The following is a 20,531-nucleotide window of genomic DNA, read 5'->3' as shown; positions in this document are numbered from 1 at the left end:
CTTCACTTCTACTATAAAAAAATAGTAGCACAAACCATGGCCATGGTTTGTACTACTAATGTTAGTATGTTTCCATGGGCTTACACTTCAAACAACTACTGTAATAAGTAAAAAATAGATCGATCGGTTTAACTATACTAGAAAGTTACGAAATCGATTTGCGGACTTTGCGTTTCATGAAAAAAGAAGGTTTGGTTTCTGCGAGCAAAATGGCTAGTAAAATTAGTGAAGCTCCTATGAGCATTTGTCCTGTGACAATTTCTCGGAGCATGATAATGGAGAAGATCATTCCCCATAGCGATTCCATGGATAGCAGAATGGCTGCTTTTGTTTCAGAGACATGCTGTTGCGCAACAGTTTGCAATAGGAATGCAAGTGTTGTGGAGAAGACTCCTAAATAGAGTAATGAAGTTGCAGAGGTAGTAGTGATAGGAAGGGACGCCTCCCCTTTCACTCCGATTACAATACATGCGATAACCGCAGCTACTGTCATCTGTACAAGCGTCAATGTAATCGCGTCTTCTTTACGGACGAACTGTCCAGTATAAAAAATATGGAATGCAAAAAATACTGCACACAAAAGTGATAATACATCTCCAGGATTGACCGACAGGGTTCCATTCAGCGATAACAGGGCAATACCCGTCATCGCAAGAATTGCCCCTGCGATTTCAAACGGACCCACTCTTCTTCTGTAAAGTACAAATGCAATGAACGGGACGATCAGCACATTCACCGCTGTTAAAAATGCATTATTCGATGGAGTCGTATATTGCAGACCTACCGTTTGAAAAGCAAATGCACCATATAAAAACATACCTAATAAGCTGCCCCTCAGAAGAACAGCTGTAGAAAGCTTCAATAGTTTTTTATAAAACACAACTCCAAGCAAAACAGCCCCAATGACAAATCGTCCCGCTAAGATCTGATAAGGACTGAAATAGTCTAATGCAATCGCGCTGACAGGAAATCCTGTTCCCCAAATAATGGCCGTCACGAGCAAGCCGATTTCACCAATGTATTTACGCATCCACCATCCCCCTTGTCTGTGACTAGTATACTAAGGAACTGGGAGTGACGTATAGAGGAAAAAAAAAGACCTTCGGCGTGTTTTCCGAAGGTCGTGTCTATTATTCGTGTGGTGTCGTTGCAGCAGTCGCTGCTCCCGCTAATGCATCATCCCAATCGGGGGCTTCGACTTCCAAAGGTATATTCTCTCTTCGGGCTTTTAGAGCAGCGAAGAAGAACAACGCCACAAGGAAAATCGAAATCACACTAGCTCCTATCAATGCGACATCCATCGGTAATCTGAATCCGATCTGTGCATTCAAGATATATGTTGTCGTTGCCATCAGCATGAATGTGCCCGGCACGAGCGCAATCCAATAATTCTTTTTCGCAATGAATAAATACATTGCTGCCACAAAGAGTGCAATGACTGCTGTCGACTGGTTCGCCCACGAGAAGTATCTCCATAGGATATTGAAGTCAACGAATGTCAATGCAATGGATATTGCGAACAGTGGAAAAGCAATCCATAGCCGACTCATGATCTTCACTTGCGGCAATTTGAAGTAGTCTGCAATAATCATCCGGGCACTCCGGAATGCAGTGTCCCCTGAAGTGATCGGCAAGATGATAACGCCGAGAATCGCTAATGTTCCACCTACAGCACCAAGCATTAACACAGAAGCTTCACTAACGATCATGGCAGGACCACCTGCAGCAAGCAATTCATTCAAACCAACTGGACCATTGAACAACGCCATACCAGCAGCTGCCCAGATCATTGCGATGATCCCTTCAGCAATCATCATGCCGTAAAAGATTTTACGTCCTTGTTTTTCACTTTGTGTCGTACGAGAAATGATCGGTGTTTGTGTCGCATGGAAACCGGAAAGTGCCCCACAAGAAATCGTCAAGAATAGCAGCGGGAAAATCGGAAGATTGTCCGGATGCAAGTTCGCAAATGACAATTCTGGGATGGGTGCGCCTTTAACGAGCATTCCGCCCCCAACGCCCAGTGCACTGATAATGAGTAACAAACCGAAAATCGGGTAGAAACGTCCAATGATTTTATCAATCGGAAGTAATGTCGCTAAAATGTAATAGATGAAAATTGCTGTGATGATCAAGCCCATCGCCATCCAGCCGTTCATCAAATTATACAGCAGACCTGCAGGTGCAGAGACAAATACCGTTCCGACCAGTAGTAATAAAAGAATTGCGAAAGCGTTTACAATATGTTTCATGAATTTACCTAGGAATTTCCCAGCCAGTTCCGGCAAATGCGCGCCACGATTCCGGATGGATATCATTCCCGTTAAATAGTCGTGAACGGCACCAGCGAAAATTGCCCCAAGTACGATCCAAAGAAAGGCAACCGGTCCATATAATGCTCCCATGATCGGACCAAAGATCGGGCCAACCCCTGCAATGTTCAGTAGCTGAATCAACGAGTTCTTCTTCGTATTCATCGGCACATAGTCGATGCCATCCGCATTGGCATAAGCAGGCGTCTGCCGTTCTTCCTTCACTCCGAAAACCCGTTCCACAAATTTCCCATACGTGAAATAGCCGACCACAAGCAACACTACTCCAAATAGAAATGTATACATCCACTTCCCACCCCTTTGTCTAATTATCATCTATTGTCAGTTTAGATGAATTATTCAAATAACGGATGGGTTTTGTGCTAACATGTCAGTTTTCCAGATTAAGATGCATGGCAGGGTTGTTGACGTGTTGAATTAGTGTTCAAGCTTTGCACGTAAACTTTTCACGTAGTTACGGCTCACAGACAATTTCTCCAAGCGCCCTTCCATTTCAAGCTGATAAGCGCCATTGAACCACGGTGACAAGCGGCTGACATGCAGCAAATTGACTAGATAGCTTTTATGGATCCGAAAGAAGGAAAAGGGTGTGAGCCGTGTTTCCAATTCTTTTAGCGTCAGTTTCACCTCATACTCTTCCGTCTTAGTTACGATTCGGGTCACACTATCCTCACGACAAACGTATAAAATACTACTGATCGGCAGATAGACAATTTCCCCTTCCCGTTCAATTGCCAATTTACCGAGCTGCCGGCTGGAGACTGCAGCAGTTACCATTGTTTCGTCAATTCTTATCCGATTCAACGTTTGAGCAAGCTGTTCCTCTTCATAAGGTTTCAATAAATAATCTATCGCGTTCACACGGAACGCATCTGCCGCAAATTGAGGATATGCAGTGGCAAATACAATTTGAGGCGAATTCTTCAATTCTTTCAGAACAGCTGCCACTTCCATGCCGTTCATCTTCGGCATTTCAACGTCTAGAAAAACGACATCGGGCTGCAAACGAATCGCCTGCATAATGGCAGTGTCCCCTGAATCCGCTTCTCCCACAATCTCCACACGCGGATGACGGCTGAGTAGAAATATGAGTTCTTCACGCGCATAGCGTTCATCGTCTACAACAAGCGCTCGGATGCTAGATGGCATGACGGATCCCCTCTTCTCCTGGAATTGCAAAACGTACGATGGTCCCTTCTCCGCTTGCTGTTGTGAATTGAAGACCTGCTTGGTCGCCAAACGTCATCATCAACCGGCGATGCACATTAAATAACCCCATCCCGGTTCCCGACTCCGACTCAACAGGGTGCTGCCCCAATGTTTTCAACCGTTCGGAAGTGATCCCCTTGCCATTATCTTGAACTGTAATTTCCGTTTCACCATCCCGTGCAGCAATCCTCACTTTCACGACACTGCCTCGCGCCATATCAGCGATTCCATGTTTAACCGCGTTTTCAACAATGGGCTGGAGAGTAAGAGGCGGTATCAGCTGAGAGAGCACCGATGAATCGACATCAAAGTCTATCGTAAGTTTATCGACAAAACGGGCTTCCTCAATTTGAAGGTACGCGCGCACATGTGCTAATTCTTGCTCCAGCGTAACCCGGGCGGCAGTTGTCCCCTCAACGTTTTGACGCAAAAACTTGGACAAAGAGGTCAACAAATGTCTTGCCTGATCGGGATCCGTTCGAATGAGAGAAATAATGACGTTCAACGAGTTGAAGAAGAAGTGCGGACTGATCTGAGCTTGCAATGCTTTAATCTCGGCATCTTTCGCCAGTTCGTGCGCGTGATCGGAAGCTGCGATTTCCAGCTGATCACTGAGCAATGAGCTCAATCCATCGATCAACTCTATCGTGACATCCGTAATCGCTTTTTCAGAAGGATAATACAGTTTAAGGGTTCCGACCACTTTGTCCCTCTGTTTTAGCGGTGCAATGACTGCGGCGCCAAGTGGACAATCCGTTTGAATACAATGAATGGCTTGGTCGTTAGCAACTACACGATCTCCATGTTGAAGCACTTCTTTCGTTATGTGGGTTTGAATCGGACTGCAGGATCGGTGATGGTCACTTGCTACACCGACGTGCGCGAGGATTTCGTTCCGATTCGTCATTGCGACAGCACTTGGGGAGAGCTCATTGAAGAGGATTCGGCAGACTTCATTACACGTTTCAGGTGTCATTCCTTTTCTTAAGTGTGCGAGTGTCTGATTTGCGATCCGCAATGTTTTTTGCGCTTGGAGTGCAGTCGCTCTATCTTGCTCACTCATAACGTTATATACGATCAGAAGAAAAATAGCGGTCCCAACCCCATTTGCTATGATCATCGGCAGTCCAATCGTCTGAACCAGCGCCCAGGCTTCAGTGAATGGCTTTGAAAGCAGCAGGATAAGTCCCATTTGCATAGACTCTGCCAGTGCGCCGATTGCAAAAGCTGTTAGCGGCTTGACGGTTTTCCCCTTTTTGTAGAAATAGCTGGCTAATATACCGGATAGAATAGTCGATAATCCGCATGAGAACGCAGTAAAACCACCTAAAGTCATTCTATGTAATCCCGCAATAAGTCCTGCCCCAATGCCAAAACGGTAGCCTCCCAGTAAACCTGCTACTACAATACCAATGACCCGGGAGTTAGCGATCGCCTCGTCACCCGCCAGATTCATCGTCACGCTATTGAAATGGAACGTTTCAGTATTAAAAGCGACACCTAAATACGTACCAATGATGCCGAAGAATCCGAAAAATACGATAGCACTGGCAGTTTGTCGGCGATCGAGAGTATCGTGGTGCACGAGTTGCTTAAAGAATCGAAAACGCGTCAAGATGAATGCAACTGCAACAATCGTTCCAACACGTTCCAACATAATAATAAGTAAATCCACCGCGCTCCCCCCAATCTCCTACCCTATTAAGTATACTGTATTTTCCGTCATCTCCAAAGAGAAGAATGTACACATACATTCTTCTCGCTTAATGTTTAGTTAACAACCTTGATATAACACTTTCTACCGTTCCCGCTTGTGTACAGTGGACAGAAGTACCAGCCCATAACGATAGGAATTCCGCGTTATTTTGAACAGCTGCTTGTTTTCTGATACGTTTGGTCAAATCGTTTTGATAGGGATAGGGTGCAATTGGTGATTGATCCATTTGGTCAATGAATCGATTACGGATTCCGCGTGCCGGTCTTCCAGAAAAGATCCTCGTAATCACCGTATCATCCGAAGATGCATTCAAAACAGCTTGTTTATAGACTGGCGCTGCCCCGCTCTCCGCTGTTGCTAAAAAAGCTGTTCCGACTTGGACAGCAGTGGCCCCCTTGTTCATCAGTTCGGTCATTCGAGCATTCGTGGCAATACCGCCAGCGGCGATAATCGGAATTTGAAGGACATCCCGCACTTCTGCCAGTAAGTCGTCCAGCGGAATCAGCGGACCCTCTGGGAGAAATGAGCCTCGATGACCTCCGGCTTCTGCGCCCTGGATGACAACCATATCCAGACCCGCTTGTTGAACCGCCATAGCTTCATCCAAAGTAGTCGCAGTTCCTATCAAAAGTATTCCTGCATCGTGAAGCCGTTCAACTGATTCCACAGCAGGAATTCCAAACGTGAACGAACAGGACGCGGGCTTTTCTTCTATAATGACGTCAATTTGTCCGTGAAAATCCGGTTCAGACAGTGATGCTTTCCAGAACGGCATGCCCAGTTGTTCCCCGATTGGTTTCAGCGCTTCATAAGCTACTCGTATTTGCTTTTGGTCAAACGGCGTGTTGTCCGGCACAAATAGATTCACAGAGTAAGGACCGTTTGTCCGTGCTTTCACTTGTCGAATTATAGTGCGTGTTTCAGTCGCAGATAAATACCCTGCTCCGATCGAACCTAATATACCGATTTCTGTACATGCTGCAACGAAATCAGGTGTCGTAACACCTGCCATCGGTGCTTGAACAATTGGATGTTGGATACCTAGAGTCTGTTTGAAGAACATCATAATCTCCCCCCATTCCTAGTGGTTATGTTTAATTAGTCCTCTAATATGTCACACACTCTCCCGACTTGCCCATCTTCAAGACGTACTTTGATGCCATGAGGATGATGTGCCGAATTTGTCAGCAAGTCTTTTACGACTCCTTCCGTCTTCACACCACTCCGTTGATCTTTTTTCAAGATGACTGCCACTTTTAGTCCTGGATGAATATCGCTTCTGTTTTTGCCGTCCATAGTTACCACTCCTTTTCTTTTAGTTTAGCACATGAGCTGCTGCGGAATGTATGACATGGTTCAGCAAAATCTTCCTAGTTGACGGATGATAGTTCATCCCCTAAACTAGTAATTGGTTTAGGGGGTGAACTGATTATGAAAGAGACATTACTAGAAGCCATTGAGCTATTCGAGGAAGTCATCATTTACGGTACGGAGCAATTCCTTAAATCGGTACAATCACCGATTTGGAAAGAATATTCTCCAGAGCAGATTCAAACATTAAAGTTGTTATCGGCTTATGATTCATTATCCAATGGCAAACTTGCCGCACTGCAAGGTGTCCATAAAAGTGCAATTACCGCACGCTTAAAGAAGCTTGAAGATAAAGGGCTGATTCTTTCAGAACGTGCGCAACATGACCAGCGTGAAAAAGTGGTTTGTCTGACAGCAGCTGGTCAAGACATTCTTGCTGCTTCCAACACAGCTATCAATGAAACGATTGCGAATCTCTTCGATGATAAGATTTCGGAAGAGGAATTGGTTCAGTTCGTCGGTACGTTCCGGAAACTAAAAGATATTTTACAAACGAGGGAGTCTGACCAATGAAAACCATATTGAAATTCAGATGGCCGATTTTCATCATCCTGACCGGTCTGGCCATCGGATTACTGTTTGTCGCACCAGACCTAGCAAAACAAGCAGAAGAAGCCGGTTCTTTCCAGTTAGCGGATGATGCCGATTCCCAGAAAGCGGCGGACATCCTGGAAAAGGCAGGCGCTTCAGAAGATACGCTATCGCTCGTCTATGACTTTGAAAAAGCCGTTTCGAAGGAAGACAAAAAAGCGGTCCAGGCCACAGCGAAAGAGATTGAAGACCTGGGGAAACCCGTGACTGATGTTATGGACCCATTTGAAAGCGAAGAGATTGAGGACCAGCTCGTCTCTGAAGATAAACAGACGGTACTCGTTCCGATCACCGTAGATGGTTCAGAGGAAGCAATCATCGATCTGAGTGACAAAATCCGCTCGGAGATTCTGCCAAAAGACACAACTGTCTATCTAACAGGCGAAGCGATCATTAACAATGACGTAAACGAAAGTGCGCAAGAAGGATTGAAGAAGACGGAAGTCATCACTGTCGTCCTCATCTTCGCTTTGCTGCTGATCGTGTTCCGTTCGATTGTGACGCCAATCGTTCCATTGATCGCTGTCGGTATTACGTACCTACTCAGCCAATCCCTCGTTGCGTTCTTCGTCGATTGGTTCGGATTTCCAGTGTCCAACTATACGCAGATTTTCCTCGTCGCGATTCTGTTCGGCCTCGGAACGGACTACTGTATCCTGCTCTTGAGCCGTTACAAAGAGGAATTGATCGAAGGGCACGAAATCCAGGAAGCCATCGTGAACACATATAAAACTGCAGGCCGTACGTTGATCATCAGTTCACTTGCTGTATTCATCGGTTTTGCAGCGATCGGATTTGCAGACTTCCCGATCTTTAAGTCTGCGGTTGCGGTCGCTGTCGGAATTGCAGTTCTGATTCTCGTACTGTTCACAGTCGTACCGCTGTTCATGATGTTGCTGAAAGACAAATTGTTCTGGCCGGCAAAACAAGCGACGACCCACAACGATAGCAAGTTATGGATCCGTTTCAGCAAGCTTTCTGTTGCACGTCCATTGCTCTCGATGGCAATCGTTGCGGTCATCACAGTGCCCTTATTGCTGACATACGACAACGATCTTTCGTTTAACACAGTGGATGAAATCGATCAGTCGAAAGAATCCGTGAAAGGCTTGAATCTGATTTCGGAAGGATTCGGTAAAGGGGATTCCCTCCCAGTCCAGGTCATCTTGAAAGATGACCAATCAATAGTCGATGAAAAAGATGTCCCTTATTTGGAGTCGATCAGTCGAAACCTGGAAAAAGTGGATGGTGTAAAATCCGTCCGTACGATTACTCGTCCAACAGGTGAGCAAATTGACGAGTTAAACGTCGATAAGCAGTTGGGATTGGTCTCCGATGGATTGAAAGAAGCGAATGACGGCATGAAAAGCGTTCAAGACGGGCTCATTCAAGTTGAAGGCGGACTGAACGGCGCTGCAAGCCAGTTGCCTTCCGGTTCAGAAGCGTCCTCAGGTGGTGCCGGATTACGCCAGGCAGCGCAAGGTATCGGACAAATCAATGACCAACTCGGACAAATTGCAGGAGGTCTGTCACAAGGCATGCCAGCTGCTCAAGCTGCAGGAGGACTGAACGCCTTGACTGCTGAACTCGGTAAAATATCCTCGAGCTTGACTGGAGCTGCGGGTCAACTCGAAGGATCCGGTTCCCAAATCGGCGCACTCAGTGGGGGACTAGGCGAACTTGCAAAAGGTGTGACTGCTTCAAAAGAAGGCCTCACAGAGATCAGCAAAGGGCTGACAGAAGTGACGGATATGCTAAAAGATATGAGTGAAACACCGAGTATCCGCGATACAGGGATTTACATCCCTGCAGGTACACTCGGTGAAGAAGAATTCAAACCGGTCATCGATCGCTATACCTTCGGCGACGAAACCGGGATTCTCATGGAAGTCATCTTGAAAGAGGACCCTTATGCGCGTGAATCCATTGCAACTGTAAATGCGATCAAGGACAGCGTAAGGACTTCTGTCATCGGTACGCCATTCGAAGATACGGAAGTTGCGTTTGCGGGTATTTCCAGCATGAACTCCGATCTAGATGACATTTCATCGAAAGACTTCACCCGGACCGTGGTCATTATGCTCGTCGGACTGTTCGTCGTATTGACGATTCTATTCCGATCCGCGATTATGCCATTGTATATGATCGGTTCGTTGCTGCTAACGTATTACACAGCAATTTCCTTTACGGAATTGGTTTTCGTGAATATTCTCGGTTACGATGGCATCAGCTGGGCAGTTCCATTCTTCGGATTCATCATGCTCATCGCTCTCGGCGTCGATTATTCAATCTTCCTGCTCGACCGCTTCCGTGAAGAGAGCATTAAAGGAAGTACGATCGCGGATGCATTGAAAATTTCCATGGCGAAGATGGGCACGGTCATTATCACCGCTGCCGTCATTCTAGCGGGCACATTCGGCGCCATGATGCCGTCCGGTGTTTTGAGCCTCGTGCAAATCGCAACTATCGTCATTACAGGACTCTTGCTGTATGGTCTCATCATATTGCCGCTTCTGATACCAGCGATCACTGTATCGTTTGGCCGAGGCGTCTGGTGGCCATTCCGCGGATGACCGATCTCCCTGGATATAAAGAATCCGTTCCGAACAGCCTCAGCTGTTGGAACGGATTTTTTGTGAATTCAAAAGCTATGTATATATACTGGACCATATCATTTCCCAGAAAATTGAGCATAGGTGAACAGCTAGGAAAAGACCCGAATTTCGGGCCTGCCGTCTACTAATCAGTCCGCAATTAGACATAAAAAAAGACCCTACAAGTAGGGTCTTTTTCAGCTGTTATTAAGCTTTTTGAACGTTAGTAGCTTGTAGGCCACGTTGTCCTTGCTCAATTTCAAATGTTACACTTTGACCTTCGTCTAAAGATTTGAAACCGTCGCTCTGGATTGCTGAGAAATGTACGAATACGTCTTCCCCTGCTTCACGCTCGATGAATCCAAAACCTTTTTCTGCATTAAACCACTTAACTGTACCTTGTTCCATAATTATTGCCTCCTAGTGTGAATATCCACACAATATGTTACTATACTTGCTCAAATACCTTAGACGAAAAACAAAATATTTTCTCAATCTGAAAAAGAACAAAGATAATACTCCCTTAGAATAACAGGTATCTGATGAAATAGCAACTAGTTTGATCCATCTAAAAAACACAGACAAGCAGATCCAACTTGTAACGTAAAGAGGACGCTTTCCTATTTGGGTTTTTTTTAGTTTTAAGCTAAAATCTCCCGTATGGATCCGCCCCCTACGGCCGTTTTAAAGTGATCGTATGAATCGTACACGATGACCTGAACTGGAAGACTTCAAATGTTCAGATGCATTGCTTCGGGTTTATATAGAAGTTTCTCTCTTAGTAAAGTTTTAATCTCTTCATTATTCTGAGGTCATTTAACCTATTCAACGATTCTCTTAAAAATAAATATCCGAAAACTCATATTTTATTAACTCTACTCTATCCATTTTATTGTTATCGACATGTTTACCGGATCCAGTGTCCATAATTGTAATAGGAAGTTCTAAGGTGAACGTACTCCCTTCGTCTAAAATACTCTCTACACTTATACTGCCTCCGTGAAGCTCAGCTAACGATTTGGCTATGGGTAATCCGAGGCCAGTCCCTTCAGCTATACGGTTAAAATTCCTATTCAGCTGTGTGAATTTCTTGAAGATCGCCTCTACATTCTTTTGAGCTATTCCTATCCCTTCATCTTTTACAGAGATACATACAGTATGATCGTCTTTTTTCACGAGCCTTATTAATATCGTTTCACCGGGAATGGAGAACTTAATTGCATTCGATATCAGGTTCAGGAGAATCCTATCAAATTTAGAAACATCGAGCGCCATCATCAGTTCTTCAAGATCCGGGTCAAATATGATTTTGATACCTTTTGATTTCGTGTATTGGGAAACTGATTCCACAATATCCTCAACAATCTCAACAACATTGTAATTGGATAAGTTCAATTCATACAGCCCGTATTCTATTTTAGAAATATCCAGTATATTATTTACGAGTCTGTTCAGCCTATAACAATTCCCCATTGTCATTTTAGTGACACTTTGAATATCTTCTCTATATTCTTCTAAAGAATCCCGTTCCAAATACAAATTCAATAATTGAGCGCCGCTAAATATTACTGTTAATGGAGTCTTTAGTTCATGGGAAGTGTTAATGAATAATTCTTCTTGATCTTTCAGAAGTTTCTCCATGGTTTTGTTTGCCAGTTCTTCATCAGATATATCTATTCCTAAAGCAATTATCTTCTCCACTTTATTATTTTGATTGATAATAGGCTGGAAGATTGTTTTCGTATGATAAGTTATCCCGTCTTTAGTAAACTCCAATTTATGCAGATAGGAGGAGCGTTTTTCAATAGATTCATCAATATTACAAATCAGTTCCTCCAAATCTTCGGTCCTATAGTAATTAAAAAAGTTTTTCCCTATGATATCCGACTCCGCTTTTATCTCTGGCCATTCTTCTTTGAAGGCTTTCAATGCAAACCGATTCAGATAATTTATTTTATAATCTTTGTGAGAAAACGACGCATAGTACATGGAGATCTCATCTACACTTTCTTGCAATGCTGTGTATTCTCCATTTTCAATACCCGGTTGACTAGTTTTATAGATCAGGATCCCCCCCTCTATATTCCCTTGCTCATCATAGATAGGTGTACCTTCACATTCATAGTAAGCAGTCGGCTGTTCGCTTGTTCCAATAACCATACGTTTGGAGAATTTTTCTCCTCTTAACACCTTTCGTTCAGGAATATCTTCAATTGATATTTTCTCTCCATTTGTATCATCCACTCTAAAAGAATGGGATTCCCGTTTGCTGTTTACTGACATTAAATTCTGAGGGTAAGGAGCTGGAAATTGCTCGCCCGCTTTATTTTTATACGTACACACTCCGTCCTTATCCAGAATATTTACGACATCTGACATATTGTCGAGTATGAATTCCATTTCACTTTTTTGTTTTGTGAGGCGTTTTCTCTCTTGGGTCTTCTTCGTGACATCATAAAAAGAAATTACTACATACTGCCTTGTCGCGACGCCTGCTATCATTTTTACATTTATGTCCCAATAAGCAGGGGCTCCGGCCGCGCCGCGTGATTCTACTTCAAATTCATGACAAGATGTCCCTCGTTTTAGTAATTCTGAAATATTCATTGGGAAGGATGGACATTTCCCAAGCAGATTGTCAGAGACACTATTCATCTCTTTCATCATTTTGATATAGTTTTCATCATGGCTAAGCAGAATACAATCCGGATAGCTAAATACGGCTGTACATCCATTATTGTTCGTTTCGCTGCCGCCATAATTATTTAACGTGAATTCCAGCGCTAAATCTTTCTGTTCTTCAAAGTGGAATACTTTATGGTTTTCATCACCTAACCTATCAAAGCGGACTTTCACTTCGATTGGTAAATTGTCACTATTGAAAATATACAAATTTTGTCTATCACTAATATTCTGAAATGATACTTGGTGCTCGAATTTTAATAGCCCCCCTAATTCAATAAGCGATATCCCAATCAACTCACACTCTTTATAACCTGTTAACTTCAGAAATTCTCCGCTAACCTGCTGAATAATATCGTCTATAGTGTATAAATGCAGCCCTTTTGATATTCCCTCTAAATCTTTTATCATAATAGATCACCTACATGTCTTATTTTAGGAATTCTTAGGCAACTCGTATAGATTGTTCGTACACAACAAAACACTCCTGTGTGAATCATCTCTTACCAACCGCGCAACTTAACATGAAAAATTCTATTTCCCTTTATACATGATTTCCCCAGCCACAACCGTCATAACAGTTTTTGCTTTCAATAGGTCTTCACTGTCCACTGTCAGCAAATCCCGATCCAGGATGGTGAAGTCGGCGTCAAAACCTTTTGCGATTTTACCGCGGCTTTCTGCTTTGTCCATTGTTGCCGCACTTCCGGTAGTAAAGAGTGCAACAGATTCAAAGCGGCTCAGTTTCTCCTGCGGCCCATAACCTTCGTGCGTTTCTCCTGGCTTCCGGCGATATGCTGCTGCATAGATGCCGATTAGCGGATCCACTTCTTCGACTGGGGCATCCGAGCCTCCCCCGCAGATGAAACCGCGTTCAATGAGCCTTTTCCAAGCATATGCCCAGTCCATGCGATCTTCACCAAGACGGGCTTTGGCCCATGGGAAGTCGGATGATACAAACACCGGCTGGATGTCGAGGATGACCGGCAATTTCTCCATACGATCGACCAGTTCGTCACTCAGCACGTTGACGTGAATGATGCGGTCCCGCTTACCTGCTGCAGGCGGGTTCACTTCAAGTACATCGAGTAATTTCTCCAATGCTTTGTCGCCGATCGTATGGACCGCCACAGCTTCCCCGTATCGACGGGCAAGTACAATATTCTCACGGATCTCTTCATCCGTCAGGACGGCCATTCCCGAATTCCCCGGGTCATCGGAATAGGGTTTACTTAACAGTGCAGTTCTGCCGCCCAAAGCCCCATCGATGAAGAACTTCATCTCCCCCCCATGGATCCAAGGTTCATCATACGTCGCTTCATCTTCCATCAGTGATTGAAAGACCGTAGAACGTCGCAGTAAATGGGCACGGAATTTAAGCTTGTCTTCCCCAATGACATTCCGGAACGCTTGCAGCGGATTCCGGTAGTCTGCATAATACCCAAGATCATCGGTCACTGCCCCTGTGATTCCTCGTGCCAGCAAGTCTTCGACGGAAGCCTGCAACGCACGTGTAAGTGCCGCTTCGTCCGGTACCGGAATGGCTGCTTCTACAAGATCCGCAGCCCCTTCAAGTAACAATCCCGTTGCTTCACCGGACTCATCCCTGACAATCGTTCCGTTGTCAGGATCGGGTGTCTCTTTTGTAATACCCGCCAGTTCCAATGCCTTAGAATTGGCAAGCGCCGCGTGACGGCACGTCCGTTTCAAAAACAAGGGTGATGTACTGATTGAGTCCAGCTCTGACCGGGTCACTATCCGATGATCCTCGAAGTTGTTTTCGTTCCATCCGTCCGCTGTGAACCATTCGCCTGCCGGATGATCCGCTGCTGCTTCCTTTAAACGTCCAAGCATTTGTTCAGCAGAGGTAACGTATGATAGATCCAGTTGGAGCAACCGACTTCCATGTCCGATCATATGCATATGGCTATCGATGAAACCCGGATACATGACTGCCCCTTGCAGATCCACTTGGTTATCGGCATGTTCACGTAAACTCTCTAGTGTTCCAACTTCGAGAACCGCCCCATCTTCAGTCAAAACAGCTTCTACTGTCTCCCCTTCTTTTTCCATCGTATAAATCCTGCCATTTTTCCAAATTGTTTTCATATCCCCATCGCTCCCCTTTTTCTTTAGTGTACTCGCCGTGACAATTTGAGGCAATATTCTGCTACAATGAAGTTACTTAAAACTTAGGAGGAGATCCAAATGGAATTATCGGTATACTTAGCAGGTGAAATCCACAGCTCTTGGCGTGACGAAGTCAAAGAAAAAGCGGCTGCACTGCGATTGCCTGTGACGTTCTACGGTCCAATGTTAGACCACGACCGTTCGGACAACATCGGGGAGGAAATCCTAGGTACACAACATGATGCGGTTGCTAAAGATGCTGCTGCGTCGAGCTTCAATAACTTACGGACAGAATTGCTACTGAAGAAATGCGACTTGGTCATCGCATTGTTCGGTGAAAAGTACAAGCAATGGAATACGGCCATGGATGCAAGTACTGCTGTCGCACTCAACAAACCATTGATTTTAATACGCCCGCATGAGCATCATCATGCACTCAAGGAACTCTCCAGAAAAGCCCATGCCACTGTAGAAACGCCTGACCAAGCGTTAAAAGCGCTCAAGTATATCTTCGAATGACCAAACTTTACACAATCTTTACACTCCCTTCACACCCCCTCAACATTTCTTCTCTATACTGAGGAAGAAGTTACAAGAGAGGGGCAGCGCGCATGACTACATTAACGAACTACCGTCCGGCCACTCGGTCGCGAGTCGTTGCACAAACCGAAGCGCCCGCAGCGATTTTCACTACGGAAAGTCTGAACGTATGGTATGGGGACACTCACGCACTAAAAAATATTGATTTGACGATTTTCGAAAACGAAGTGACAGCAATCATCGGACCATCCGGGTGTGGTAAATCCACCTATCTTAAAACATTGAACCGGATGGTGGAAACCAACCCGGCAGTACGCATTTCCGGGTCGGCCCAGTTTAAAGAAACCGATTTGCTGCACGCAACTGTGGAACGTTTACGCTCTGAAGTAGGTATGGTATTCCAAAAGCCCAATCCTTTCCCGAAATCGATTTATGACAACGTCGCTTATGGACCGAAACTACATGGAATCCGTAAAAAAGCGATGTTAGACGAAATCGTGGAAAACAGCCTAAAAAAAGCTGCATTGTGGGACGAAGTGAAAGACCGTTTGACGGCCAGCGCATTCGGGCTTTCCGGCGGTCAGCAGCAGCGACTTTGTATCGCCCGCTCACTCGCAATCGAGCCTTCTGTTTTGCTTATGGACGAACCCACTTCTGCACTGGACCCGGTGTCCACCAATAAAGTGGAAGAATTGATCGGCGAATTGAAAAAAGACGTCTCTATCGTCATCGTGACGCACAACATGCAGCAAGCTGCACGGATATCCGATCGCACCGCCTTCTTCCTGCACGGTGAAGTCGTAGAATACGACCGTACGGAAGCCATCTTCCAGAATCCAACTAGTCACTTAACGGATGATTATGTAAATGGCCGTTTCGGGTAATTGACGGCAAGCCTTTTCCTACGCAAACTGGGAGAAGGCTTTTTTCTGTAGATTTTTTCATTATAGGCAAAAATACCACTACGTGGAATTATTCATCGTGATAGAATAGAAGTATCAAATTAGAAAAAGACGAGGTGTACTGTGCGTAAAAAGAGCATTCGTACCTATTTCATTCGAATTATAGTCGCGTTATCGTCCTCTCTACTCTTATTACTAGGAATTTCCTATTATTATAGTACCTGGATGTTCGAAAAGCGTCACGCAGAGTTAGCTCAGCAAGTTGAAAAAGGAGAAGTCATTACGGAACTCTCAGAAAGTATTTCGAATCTCTTTTTTCGAGCGCGAGGATTTTATGCATTTAAGATGGAAGAAGAACTTCAACTAGCCCGTGCGGAGCTGCGGCATATACGCGAGGTGAACACTCAGTTAACCGCTATGGAGTTGACGGAGAAAGAAGTCCAGTACACTGGTGAAATTGATAGATTCATTTCAAATTACGAAAAGAATATTCTCCCCAAAGCAATTGCCTATGTGGATGCTGACGATTATGAAGGATTGCGGCGTTTGTCAGGAGGGGGCACCAACCTATCTGTAAACCAATTCATTAAATATGCCAAGCAATATGAGGAACAAGCGGAAGAAGCCCGAAATCTGTTCAATAAAAAATCTGAACGGGAGCTAAACCTACTTTACATCGTCATTTTTTCAGTCGCTCTAAGTGCATTGTTGTTCCTGATTATCCTTAGCTGGCGTGTCATCAGTAAGCTAATTGCTCCTATTGAGTCTATGACCAATGCAACTGGGCGCTATTTAGCAAATCAGGATGTGAACTACGAACCTGAAAAACGAGACGATGAACTCGGTTCCCTTTCCAGTTCTTTTTCGAGCATGATGACTACCATTCAAAAAAAAGAACAGGAACTTCTAGCACAAAATGAAGAACTCTTGTCACAACAAGATGAGTTGCTTTCACAGCAAGACGAATTATTTACTCGTCAAAGAAAGTTAGAAGATGCCTTATCGGAAGCGCGTTATGCAAAACTACGTCTTGAACGCTATAACGGACTTAGTCATCTACTGTCTTTCTCAGATGACACTCAAGGAATTGCAACGGCGACACTCAACTATTTAGACAACCTGTTTTTGATTGACAGAGGGATCATTTACATTCCTTCAAATAATTCACATATCCTCCATGGAATTTCTGAAGAGGACTATGCCAGCTTTCCTGACGTACAAAGGCAGTATGTGTTGAATCGATTGAAAACTGAACATTATTTTCAATTGGAACGTCAGCTCGATAATGGTTCTATCGCATATGATTTCTATGCAGCTCCTTATCTAACAGAGGATACGTATACAGCACTCTTAGTTTTAACCCGATCCTCCCGCGAATTTTCAGAAGAAGACCAGTCCGACTTATTCGGTCTTGCTAATCGCATATCCTTTGCAATCGATCGCATTGATCAGTACGCTCTCATGAATAAGGAACGCCGATTGAACCAGACCATCTTGGATAATCTGGAGGAAGGCATTCAATTCGTTTCAACTGAAGGAACTTCTGTTCAGGTGAATGACGCCCTTTCAGTCTTGATAGGACAACCCTCTGGCATGTTCAAACTGACCGATTGGAGAGAGAGACTTGCTGGACTCACTTCTGACCCTGAAGTATTAGCAGGATTTATCAATGGGGTTCTTAACGATGACTCAGGACGACTGGCAGAGACTGTCTATACAGTCGAAGGTGCAGATACGAAAGTGATTTCGTTATATGGCTCTCCTGTGCACTATGAAGGGCAACGGATTGGTTCCTTGTTTGTCCACAGGGATATCACCCAGGCGTTTGAAGTGGATAAAATGAAAACAGAACTCGTATCTACAGTTAGTCACGAACTGCGTACTCCGCTATCCAGTATTCTCGGATTTACAGAGCTCCTTATCGGAAAAGAGATGGATAGCACAAGGCGCTCCCGTTATCTCGATGCGATTTATAAAGAAACAAAACGTCTGACTTCTCTCATCAACGACTTTTTGGATGTGCAGCGGATGGAATCAGGAAACCAGGAATATACGATGCAGGAAGTGGACATGGCGGACATTGCTCAGCAAACCATTCAAAACTTTGCGACACAGGATAAGCATTCGATTGCTCTTCAGGTGAACAGTGAACAAACGATTTGTGTAGGAGATTCAGATCGACTTGTTCAAGTGTTTACCAATCTGCTCAGCAACGCCATTAAGTTTTCCCCAGATGGCGGAGACGTGATTGTGGCATTTGATTCACAAGACGCGTATTTGAAAGTCACCGTCCAGGACCAAGGAATTGGAATTCCGACGGATGAATTAAAGCATATGTTTGAAAAGTTTTATCGGTTTGATAATACGTACCGTAGAAAAATAGGAGGAACCGGACTGGGGCTTGCGATTTGCCGTAAAATCGTTGAAAAACATGGTGGGGAAATCACAGTGGAGTCGAAAGAAAATGTTGGAACTGCTGTCAGCTTCACCATTCCTTTGAAGCCTTCCCAATCTAGGTTGCCCGAGCGGTCCAGCTTACCCGCAGTTGTTGTGGTCGAAGACGACCCTAGCATAGCGCTGTTATTGGAGGAAGAATTGAGAGCTCATGAATATGAGGTATTTCACTTCCAGGACGTAGCGAGTTCGTTCGCCTATGCTAAAGAGCACCATCCCGACTGTATGGTCATCGACTTGATGCTTCAAGAGGAACTGACCGGTTGGGATTTAATCGGCATGTTAAAGGATGATGCGGAGACGCGTCAAATCCCGATCATCATCTCCTCAGCGCTGGAACGGGAAGAAGAGTTGACGCGCAAATTCGGGATCAATCACTACATGACGAAGCCGTTTCCTCTTCGAACCCTTACGGAAACAGTTGCTGAAACGCTGAATGTGGAGGACGGGCGAATTTTATACCCTATGAATGACGAATAACATAAGCCACTGGGTGAGCAGGAAGTTCCTGCGTCTCCCCGTGGCTTTTTGAGTGGGTTGAGTGTTGGAATGAGCGGGTTGGACGCTGAAACGAGCGGGTTCCTCGTCGAAACGGGCGGGTTCCTCGTCGGAATGAGCGGGTTCCTCGTCGAAACGAGCGGGTTGGACGCCGAAACGAGCGGGTTCCTCGCTGGAACGGGCGGGTTGAACGCTGAAACGAGCGGGTTCCTCGTCGAAACGAGCGGGTTGGACGCCGGAACGAGCGGGTTCCTCGCTGGAACGGGCGGGTTGGACGCTGAAACGAGCGGGTTGCTCACCGGAATGAGCGGGTTCCTCGTCGAAACGAGCGGGTTGGACGCCGGAACGGACGGGTTGATTGCCAGAACGAGCAGGTTCTCCACTCGCTCCCCCTTTCTCATCTTTACACAGTCTTTACACTTCTCCCATACTGCCTTTACACTCCGCCCCTATACTAAAAGTTGTAAGAGACGAAAAACATACACAAAGGGGAGAACATTCATTGATTAAATCCATTCAAAAAACCATTCTTATCGGAGTGGCGGCTCTCGCACTCACAGCTTGTAGCGCAAAGGACGAAGAAAGTAAAACAGCTTCCGCCACAGCATCTGCAGAGCTTGAAGGAAGCGTCCTCATCGATGGTTCAGGAACCGTCTACCCTCTCATGGCGAAACTTGCTGAAAACTATATGCTAGAAGAACAAGAAGGGGTTTCTGTAGAAGTGAGCCGAGCAGGTACAAGTGCTGGCTTCAAGAAATTCCTTGCGAAAGATGGAACAGATTTCAATGATGCTTCTCGTACTATAAAAGAAGAAGAAAGCCAAGCTGCAAAAGATGCAGGGATCGAAGTGAAAGAGCTCAAACTCGCATTGGACGGTCTCACATTCGTCGTCAATAAGGACAATGACTGGGTGGATTCACTGACACCTGAACAACTCATACGCATTTTCACGGCAGATGGTGATGTAACTAAATGGTCGGATCTCGATCCTTCTTGGCCAGACGAAGAAATCAAGCCTATGGGGCCGAACGAAAATCATGGAACTTATGAGTTCTTCTATGAAAAAGTGTTGGAAGAACAAGATTTGAAGCCTTCCGTTAACTTACAACAAGACTACTCAACACTCGTTACCCTTGTATCAGAAGACAAGAACGGCATAGCATTTTTCGGTTATGGCTATTATGCAGGCAACCAAGAAAAGCTCCAAGCAGTACCTGTAGACTTTGGAAAAGGGCCGGTTGAACCTTCTCTTGAAACAATTGCAGAAGATGGTGATTATGCAGCATTCACTCGTCCTGTCTTCACTTATCTGAATGTCGGGCATGCTAAAGAAAAGCCTCAAGTACTCGACTATGCAAAATACATTTTAAACAATGCGAATAAGATGGCTGGTGAAACCGGATTTGCACCGATTCCTGAAAATGAAAGCAAAGAGAATCTGGACTTCCTGAACTCACTTGGTGATCAATAAGATACGGAACTTCATTGCAGAAAAGGAGGATGCGAGGTA

General features: G+C 44.9%; 16 protein-coding genes. 7 read left to right on the top strand and 9 right to left on the bottom strand.

The window, feature by feature from the left end:
• Positions 1-145: 145 nt before the first annotated feature.
• From ABE021_RS09045 to ABE021_RS09020, 6 genes are all read right to left on the bottom strand, one after another.
• Entirely contained in the window at positions 146-1,030 is an 885-nt protein-coding gene (locus ABE021_RS09045; protein WP_430288157.1) for a DMT family transporter, read from the bottom strand.
• A 100-nt stretch (positions 1,031-1,130) separates the two neighbouring features.
• Entirely contained in the window at positions 1,131-2,618 is a 1,488-nt protein-coding gene (locus tag ABE021_RS09040; RefSeq protein WP_430288155.1) for a carbon starvation CstA family protein, read from the bottom strand.
• Positions 2,619-2,750: 132 nt separating this feature from the next.
• On the bottom strand, positions 2,751-3,482 hold the full coding sequence (locus ABE021_RS09035; protein WP_430288154.1) for a LytR/AlgR family response regulator transcription factor: 732 nt from the start codon (positions 3,480-3,482) through the stop codon (positions 2,751-2,753).
• Complete coding sequence (locus ABE021_RS09030) at positions 3,472-5,217, bottom strand: LytS/YhcK type 5TM receptor domain-containing protein (protein WP_430288152.1); 1,746 nt, start codon at positions 5,215-5,217, stop codon at positions 3,472-3,474. The genes ABE021_RS09035 and ABE021_RS09030 overlap by 11 nt, the downstream gene beginning before the upstream one ends.
• Positions 5,218-5,305: 88 nt before the next feature.
• On the bottom strand, positions 5,306-6,322 hold the full coding sequence (locus ABE021_RS09025) for an NAD(P)H-dependent flavin oxidoreductase (RefSeq protein WP_430288151.1): 1,017 nt from the start codon (positions 6,320-6,322) through the stop codon (positions 5,306-5,308).
• A gap of 35 nt (positions 6,323-6,357) precedes the next feature.
• A complete protein-coding gene (locus ABE021_RS09020) occupies positions 6,358-6,555 on the bottom strand; it encodes a YwbE family protein (RefSeq protein ID WP_430288149.1) in 198 nt (65 codons plus the stop codon).
• Positions 6,556-6,690: 135 nt separating this feature from the next.
• Between ABE021_RS09020 and ABE021_RS09015 the strand changes: the two genes are divergently transcribed.
• Positions 6,691-7,143 carry a MarR family winged helix-turn-helix transcriptional regulator gene (locus ABE021_RS09015; protein WP_430288148.1) on the top strand — a complete coding sequence of 151 codons (453 nt, stop codon included), beginning with the start codon at positions 6,691-6,693 and terminating at the stop codon, positions 7,141-7,143.
• Positions 7,140-9,794 carry an MMPL family transporter gene (locus ABE021_RS09010; RefSeq protein ID WP_430288146.1) on the top strand — a complete coding sequence of 885 codons (2,655 nt, stop codon included), beginning with the start codon at positions 7,140-7,142 and terminating at the stop codon, positions 9,792-9,794. Before ABE021_RS09015 ends, ABE021_RS09010 begins: the two co-directional genes overlap by 4 nt.
• A gap of 228 nt (positions 9,795-10,022) precedes the next feature.
• Here ABE021_RS09010 and ABE021_RS09005 read toward each other — a convergent pair whose 3' ends face one another.
• The 3 genes from ABE021_RS09005 to ABE021_RS08995 all read right to left on the bottom strand — a co-directional run bounded on the left by ABE021_RS09005 (position 10,023) and on the right by ABE021_RS08995 (position 14,606).
• Positions 10,023-10,223, bottom strand: coding sequence for a cold-shock protein (locus tag ABE021_RS09005; RefSeq protein WP_153721042.1), 201 nt, complete (start codon positions 10,221-10,223; stop codon positions 10,023-10,025).
• A gap of 429 nt (positions 10,224-10,652) precedes the next feature.
• On the bottom strand, positions 10,653-12,908 hold the full coding sequence (locus tag ABE021_RS09000; protein ID WP_430288145.1) for an ATP-binding protein: 2,256 nt from the start codon (positions 12,906-12,908) through the stop codon (positions 10,653-10,655).
• Between the two features lie 123 nt (positions 12,909-13,031).
• A complete protein-coding gene (locus tag ABE021_RS08995) occupies positions 13,032-14,606 on the bottom strand; it encodes an amidohydrolase (protein ID WP_430288144.1) in 1,575 nt (524 codons plus the stop codon).
• Between the two features lie 99 nt (positions 14,607-14,705).
• On the opposite strand from ABE021_RS08995, the gene ABE021_RS08990 reads away from it, so the two are divergent.
• The 5 genes from ABE021_RS08990 to ABE021_RS08970 all read left to right on the top strand — a co-directional run bounded on the left by ABE021_RS08990 (position 14,706) and on the right by ABE021_RS08970 (position 20,492).
• Positions 14,706-15,146 carry a YtoQ family protein gene (locus ABE021_RS08990; protein ID WP_430288143.1) on the top strand — a complete coding sequence of 147 codons (441 nt, stop codon included), beginning with the start codon at positions 14,706-14,708 and terminating at the stop codon, positions 15,144-15,146.
• A 92-nt stretch (positions 15,147-15,238) separates the two neighbouring features.
• The gene (gene pstB / locus ABE021_RS08985) at positions 15,239-16,051 is read left to right on the top strand and encodes a phosphate ABC transporter ATP-binding protein PstB (RefSeq protein ID WP_430288142.1); all 813 of its coding nucleotides are present in this window, start codon (positions 15,239-15,241) and stop codon (positions 16,049-16,051) included.
• A gap of 141 nt (positions 16,052-16,192) precedes the next feature.
• Entirely contained in the window at positions 16,193-19,003 is a 2,811-nt protein-coding gene (locus ABE021_RS08980; RefSeq protein ID WP_430288141.1) for an ATP-binding protein, read from the top strand.
• 69 nt (positions 19,004-19,072) lie between these two features.
• Positions 19,073-19,531: a hypothetical protein gene (locus ABE021_RS08975; protein WP_430288139.1), complete on the top strand. Its 459-nt coding sequence runs from the start codon at positions 19,073-19,075 to the stop codon at positions 19,529-19,531.
• Entirely contained in the window at positions 19,527-20,492 is a 966-nt protein-coding gene (locus ABE021_RS08970) for a PstS family phosphate ABC transporter substrate-binding protein (protein ID WP_430288194.1), read from the top strand. The genes ABE021_RS08975 and ABE021_RS08970 overlap by 5 nt, the downstream gene beginning before the upstream one ends.
• The last annotated feature ends 39 nt before the right edge of the window (positions 20,493-20,531 follow it).

This window comes from Sporosarcina gallistercoris (assembly GCF_050459885.1).
GTDB lineage: Bacteria > Bacillota > Bacilli > Bacillales_A > Planococcaceae > Sporosarcina > Sporosarcina gallistercoris_A.
The sequence above is the reverse complement of the archived record's forward strand: the minus strand, read 5'-3'. Positions and strand labels throughout refer to the sequence as shown.

Excerpts from the sequence above, each read along its gene's own strand:
- ABE021_RS09045 (WP_430288157.1), bottom strand. The coding sequence starts at position 1,030 with ATGCGTAAATACATTGGTGAAATCGGCTTGCTCGTGACGGCCATTATT.
- ABE021_RS09040 (WP_430288155.1), bottom strand. The coding sequence starts at position 2,618 with ATGTATACATTTCTATTTGGAGTAGTGTTGCTTGTGGTCGGCTATTTC.
- ABE021_RS09035 (WP_430288154.1), bottom strand. The coding sequence starts at position 3,482 with ATGCCATCTAGCATCCGAGCGCTTGTTGTAGACGATGAACGCTATGCG.
- ABE021_RS09025 (WP_430288151.1), bottom strand. The coding sequence starts at position 6,322 with ATGTTCTTCAAACAGACTCTAGGTATCCAACATCCAATTGTTCAAGCA.
- ABE021_RS09020 (WP_430288149.1), bottom strand. The coding sequence starts at position 6,555 with ATGGACGGCAAAAACAGAAGCGATATTCATCCAGGACTAAAAGTGGCA.
- ABE021_RS09015 (WP_430288148.1), top strand. The coding sequence starts at position 6,691 with ATGAAAGAGACATTACTAGAAGCCATTGAGCTATTCGAGGAAGTCATC.
- ABE021_RS09010 (WP_430288146.1), top strand. The coding sequence starts at position 7,140 with ATGAAAACCATATTGAAATTCAGATGGCCGATTTTCATCATCCTGACC.
- ABE021_RS09005 (WP_153721042.1), bottom strand. The coding sequence starts at position 10,223 with ATGGAACAAGGTACAGTTAAGTGGTTTAATGCAGAAAAAGGTTTTGGA.
- ABE021_RS09000 (WP_430288145.1), bottom strand. The coding sequence starts at position 12,908 with ATGATAAAAGATTTAGAGGGAATATCAAAAGGGCTGCATTTATACACT.
- ABE021_RS08995 (WP_430288144.1), bottom strand. The coding sequence starts at position 14,606 with ATGAAAACAATTTGGAAAAATGGCAGGATTTATACGATGGAAAAAGAA.
- ABE021_RS08990 (WP_430288143.1), top strand. The coding sequence starts at position 14,706 with ATGGAATTATCGGTATACTTAGCAGGTGAAATCCACAGCTCTTGGCGT.
- pstB (WP_430288142.1), top strand. The coding sequence starts at position 15,239 with ATGACTACATTAACGAACTACCGTCCGGCCACTCGGTCGCGAGTCGTT.
- ABE021_RS08975 (WP_430288139.1), top strand. The coding sequence starts at position 19,073 with ATGAGCGGGTTGGACGCTGAAACGAGCGGGTTCCTCGTCGAAACGGGC.